Raw genomic sequence first — 3,291 nt, 5'->3', positions numbered from 1 at the left:
TCCATTAAATCAAACTTTACTGCCCAATAATCTTCTTTTTTAACCCAAACTCTTGTAAAAAAATTAATTGAGCTATCTGCTAATTCAGATATGTTTACTGCTGGAGCAGGATCTTTTAAAACAGAGGTATGCGCATTAATTACATTAAAAATAATTTCTTTTGTTTTTTTTATGTCAGAATCGTAACCAACACCAAAAGTTATATCTACACGTCTAGTTGGTTCCGTACTAAAATTAGTAATATTTCCATTTGAAAGTGTTCCATTTGGAATAATAACTTCTTTGTTGTCTGGAGTATTTAATTTTGTAGTAAAAATTTCAATTTCTTTTACAGTACCACTTTCTCCTTGTGCTTGAATAAAATCTCCAATTTTAAAAGGTTTAAATATCATAATTAAAACACCACCTGCAAAATTAGCTAAAGAGCCTTGTAGAGCTAAACCAATTGCCAAACCAGCAGCGGCAATTATTGCAGCAAAAGATGCTGTTTCTACACCTAGTTTTGCAATTACAGTAATAAATAAAAGTATTTTAAGTGTCCAGGAAAGTAGGTTTCCTAAAAATTGTTGTAAAGAGACATCTACCTCTCTTTTTTTGAGAATTTTTTTAGTAGTATTAACAATAATCTTAATAACGATTAAACCAATTATTAACATGGCTAAAGCCATTAAAATTTTTGGTGTATACTCTATAATAAGTTCTTTTAATGTGTTTAAATATTCTTCCATAAATTAAATTTGAGAGTTATAATAGTTAAAAATAGTTACTAAGTCTTCTATTTTCTTTCTATTTAATTTTTCTTTTTTCATATACTTTTTTATCATGTTAGATTGCTCATTAAAAAGCTTATAAAAATCTTTTTTTCTTCTAGGTAATTTTGTGAGTTCACCATTATTAATACTTACATAATAGCTGTCTCTATTTCTTACAAACTTTGATTTTTTGGTAGTTTCAAATTGAGTTACAGCTACTTTTCCTTTTTTAAATTCTACATTTTGTTTGGTGTATAAAGAAGCATTTCCTTGAACGTTCAACTCAAAATATTGTAATTTTCCATCAAGTTTAAGTACAGTAAATTTTTTATCAATGACAACAAAATTTATAATTTGGTTTTCTGTTTTTGACAAAAAATAAATAGTACCATTTTTAATAAATTCCATCTCATCAGCAAAAATATTATACCTAAAATAAAATTCATTTTTAAGATCATCTACGATGGCTTTTTGATATTCTTCCGTATAAAATCTTAATTGTTGTGTTTTTGCAGCTGCATTTTCTGGAACAACACCTTCAATTTCTGTGTTTGGCCCTTTAATGGTTATAGACAAACCGTTTTGTCTTTGAACTTGTGCAGTTAAACTAATAGTAAACATTACAAGTGTAGTTAAGTAATATTTTTTTAAATTTTTCATAGTATAATTATTTATAAAAGCAAATTTAACAAAATAGCAATAATAGCTGGTATGGACTGTATATAAAATATCTTTATTTTTTTTGTTGAATATGCCCCGTAAATACCTGCCATAAAAACACAAATTAAAAAAAATAATGTAGTCTCTGTTTTTTGTTGCAATATGGACCATAATAAACCAATAGCAATAAAACCATTATATAAACCTTGGTTTGCAGCCATAACTTTCGTTTCTTCGGCAAAGTTTTTATTTTTTAAGCCGAATGCTTTGATCCCTTTTTTGGTGGTCCATAAAAACATTTCTAAGTACACTATATAAATGTGAATTATAATAACCAAACCAACAAAAAATATTTTTAAATAGTGCATTTTTTATATGTAAAAGACGATTTAACTACTATTAAAACCGTCTTTATGAGTTTTTAAAGTTCTTGATATTAATTTACTTCAAAAGTAATTTTAAGATTTACTCTAAATTCTGTTACTTCATCATCGTTTACAACTGCACTTTGAGATTGTACAAATACAGATTTAATATTTTTTACTGATTTAGAAGCTTGTTTTACTGCTTTTTTCGTTGCGTCTTCCCAACTCTTTTCTGAGTTTGCTAATACCTCGATAACTTTCATTACTGCCATAATACTATATTTATTTATATGTTGATACTTGTAAATATAAGAAAATCAATGAATTTGGGCTAACATTTCCTCAATGTTAAATTAATGTTACCAAAATGTTTGCAAATTGTTATTTAAATATGTATATTTGTAAATATAATGTTAACCCCAAAAAATAAAAATTATGAAAACTTTACTTACAATAGCTATTTTTTGTATTGCTGCAATAGGATATTCTCAAGACAATAAACCTACATATGAAGCTGAGGGTGATTTAGTAAAAGCTACTTACTACTATGAAGACGGTACAATAAGTACAGAAGGATACTTTAAAGATAAAAAGCTTACAGGCAAATGGACTCGCTTTGATAAAAAAGGAAATAAAACGCAATTAGCTTTTTATAAAGAGGGTAAAAAGACTGGTAAATGGTTTATTTGGTCAGATGATTCTTTAAAAGAAATTACCTACAATAACAATAGCATAGAAAATGTAAATTTGTGGAAGTCTGATACTAAATTGGCCTCTAACAAATAAATTTAAAATTTTTTTACTTAAAACTCCAAACGTTATGTTTGGAGTTTTTTTGTTTTATAGCAATGCCTGTAAATTTAGTTCAAACAATTTTGTAATTGGTTTTTCTACTGTTGTATTATTTTGCTTGTTAATAAAGGTTATCTTTTCAAAATCTCCATTATTATTTGTATCAGTAAGTATTAGTTCGTTATTATTTTCTAGTATAAGAATGCAAGTTTCAGTAACACCATCTTCATTTTTATCAAAAGATTTACCAATAATCTTCCCATAAGCATTATAAGTGATGCATTTTTCGTAAACACCATTTTCATTATCGTCTATACTTTTTGTCAATTGGTTTCCATAAATATCATAAGAATAAACAAGCTCGTAGTTATAGTCGAAATTTTTATCTACATATTGGTTAGATAGTTTATTGTTATTTTTCCAAAAACTATATAAAATATCTTCCGCTTGATTCAATTCAAAATTAAAGTTTTTACTTTCTAATAGGTTTTTGTTTGTTTGCAGAAGTTGATAATATTTATAAGACAATATTGTAATAAGGGCTATTAAAATATAAATAACAATGTTTTTGGTTTTCATAGTTCTAGATGAGTTATAAGCAAAAAAAAGCTTAGAGAATCTCTAAGCTTTTTTAAAATCTATCTTTTTTTGTTATTCTACTAATAAAGAGAAAGGAATGTTGTAGCTAACGCCTACTGGTTTTCCTCTTTGTCTTCCTGGTT

6 protein-coding genes are annotated in these 3,291 nt (G+C 26.3%); 1 reads left to right on the top strand and 5 read right to left on the bottom strand.

The window, feature by feature from the left end; all coding sequences use genetic code 11:
- From ACTG3S_RS13845 to ACTG3S_RS13830, 4 genes are all read right to left on the bottom strand, one after another.
- On the bottom strand, nucleotides 1-728 hold a 728-nt coding region (locus ACTG3S_RS13845; RefSeq protein WP_439129924.1), incomplete at its 3' end, for a mechanosensitive ion channel family protein.
- 3 nt (nucleotides 729-731) lie between these two features.
- Entirely contained in the window at nucleotides 732-1,412 is a 681-nt protein-coding gene (locus ACTG3S_RS13840) for a hypothetical protein (RefSeq protein ID WP_439129923.1), read from the bottom strand.
- Nucleotides 1,413-1,423: 11 nt separating this feature from the next.
- Nucleotides 1,424-1,750, bottom strand: a complete 327-nt coding sequence (locus ACTG3S_RS13835; RefSeq protein WP_439129922.1) for a DUF1304 domain-containing protein — start codon at nucleotides 1,748-1,750, stop codon at nucleotides 1,424-1,426.
- A 98-nt stretch (nucleotides 1,751-1,848) separates the two neighbouring features.
- A complete protein-coding gene (locus ACTG3S_RS13830) occupies nucleotides 1,849-2,049 on the bottom strand; it encodes a dodecin family protein (RefSeq protein ID WP_439129921.1) in 201 nt (66 codons plus the stop codon).
- 163 nt (nucleotides 2,050-2,212) lie between these two features.
- Between ACTG3S_RS13830 and ACTG3S_RS13825 the strand changes: the two genes are divergently transcribed.
- Entirely contained in the window at nucleotides 2,213-2,563 is a 351-nt protein-coding gene (locus tag ACTG3S_RS13825) for a toxin-antitoxin system YwqK family antitoxin (protein ID WP_439129920.1), read from the top strand.
- A 54-nt stretch (nucleotides 2,564-2,617) separates the two neighbouring features.
- On the opposite strand, the gene ACTG3S_RS13820 is transcribed toward ACTG3S_RS13825, so the two are convergent.
- Nucleotides 2,618-3,148: a hypothetical protein gene (locus ACTG3S_RS13820; protein ID WP_439129919.1), complete on the bottom strand. Its 531-nt coding sequence runs from the start codon at nucleotides 3,146-3,148 to the stop codon at nucleotides 2,618-2,620.
- Nucleotides 3,149-3,291: the final 143 nt, after the last annotated feature.

The organism is Polaribacter sp. (assembly GCF_965656025.1).
Lineage (GTDB): Bacteria > Bacteroidota > Bacteroidia > Flavobacteriales > Flavobacteriaceae > Polaribacter.
The sequence above is the reverse complement of the archived record's forward strand: the minus strand, read 5'-3'. Positions and strand labels throughout refer to the sequence as shown.